Here is a 1589-nt window from a genome sequence, read left to right on the forward strand (position 1 = left end):
TTTAACTTCTGGGGTACAGGTCATTGTCGTAACCTTTTTATTTACCTATTAGAAGGATGATGTTCTTTTATTTTAAAGGCGAAAACTAAAGCTAGTAGTTCTAGCAGAAGGAAAAATATAAATACGCCAATAAAGTTGTTTTTTCCAAGAATAACAGTGGCAATTACAACGGCGGTCGAACCAAGTACCTGTCGAATTGTAGCAATGATTGATGATCCATGTGGGATTAATGGATCCGGAAGAGAATTGGCTGCTAAAGTCGTTGCAGGCATCATCACGAACGCATTTCCGGCCTCAACGACCATTGTTGCAAGAATTGCGAGCAATAGATTTTGTACCATAACGTTTAAGATCATTAGAGACCATCCAACAATGAAGATGAGAATACCAATTAGTACGACTGGTTTGAAACCAATTCGATCCGCAAGTCGACCGCTACGCCGATTGAGCCATGAAAGCAATGCGGCCGCGGGAACTAGGGCCAAACCGGACCAAAAAGGAGACAGATTTAAAATTTGTTGGAAATAAAGTGGCATAACAATGGTGACCGTAATTAATGACATGTATGATAGAGCGGTTAGCGCAACCCCTAAATCAAAGTTAATTGTTTTCATTATTTCAAGGTGTAAAAGGGGTTCACTAAGCTTAAATTGGCGACGAATAAATAAACCAAGCATTATAATCGAAACTAATAAAACAATGATTAAAAAGTTTGTGAAACCTTGCTTTGCAATTTCGTTAATAAAGTAGAGTAATCCAATAATTCCCATGGAAAAGATAACGGAGGTCACATCTAGGCTTGATTTTTTAGTAATGATCGGATTAACGATTGTTCTAGAAGCGAGTAATGCAACAAGTATTAGTAAAATATTGAAGAAAATAAAAATCGATTGCCAATTAAATATTTGTAAGATTACTCCCGATAAAATCGGTCCGACTGCTAATGCCGAGCCCATAACTAGTCCAACGGTTCCCATTGTGGTCCCACGTTCTTCAAGCGGAGTTACCTGTAAAATAACTGACTGATATGTAGGAAATAATACTCCTACGGCAAAACCTTCCATTAAACGACCGATCATCATTAATATGAATGTTTTTGAGAAAATGATTATGAAAGTACCAACGATAAAGATGGCTAGAAGACTTAAGTACATTTTTTTAAAGCTCAAGTTATTTAACATCCAGGGGGATAAAGGCATAACAACGGACATAATTAACATGAATCCCGTTGTTAGCCAAGATACTGTGCTGGCTGGTAAGTTAAAATAATGCATGAAGGTCGGATAAGCCGTTGAAAGGGATGACTGACTAATTGACATTGTAAAGGTACCGATTAATAGGGTTGTAATAAACCAAAAATGCTGTTTTTTGGATAAATTCATATATAATTGCGCTCCTTTATCTATTTTATAACGATTCTAAACTACACCAGAAGGGGATTTATGTAAAGGTGAAATTGTAATTTAGTTTGAAAAACATCAATGGAAACCCTTATTTTAACAGTGTTTTAAGCTGAATGATGGCTTACTATCTATGTCAATAAAATTAAATGTAACAAAAGTATTGACGACTTTTAAAAATCAGTGTAT

The 1589-nt window shown here is 35.8% G+C and carries 1 protein-coding gene; it reads right to left on the reverse strand.

Annotated features, from left to right (window positions below; all coding sequences use genetic code 11):
* Positions 1–41 precede the first annotated feature (41 nt).
* Complete coding sequence (locus IV81_RS09135; protein ID WP_057804417.1) at positions 42–1382, reverse strand: MFS transporter; 1341 nt, start codon at positions 1380–1382, stop codon at positions 42–44.
* Positions 1383–1589: the final 207 nt, after the last annotated feature.

This window comes from Pediococcus stilesii (assembly GCF_001437075.1).
In the GTDB taxonomy this organism is placed as follows: Bacteria; Bacillota; Bacilli; order Lactobacillales; family Lactobacillaceae; genus Pediococcus; species Pediococcus stilesii.

Excerpts from the sequence above, each read along its gene's own strand:
- IV81_RS09135 (WP_057804417.1), bottom strand. The coding sequence starts at position 1,382 with ATGAATTTATCCAAAAAACAGCATTTTTGGTTTATTACAACCCTATTA.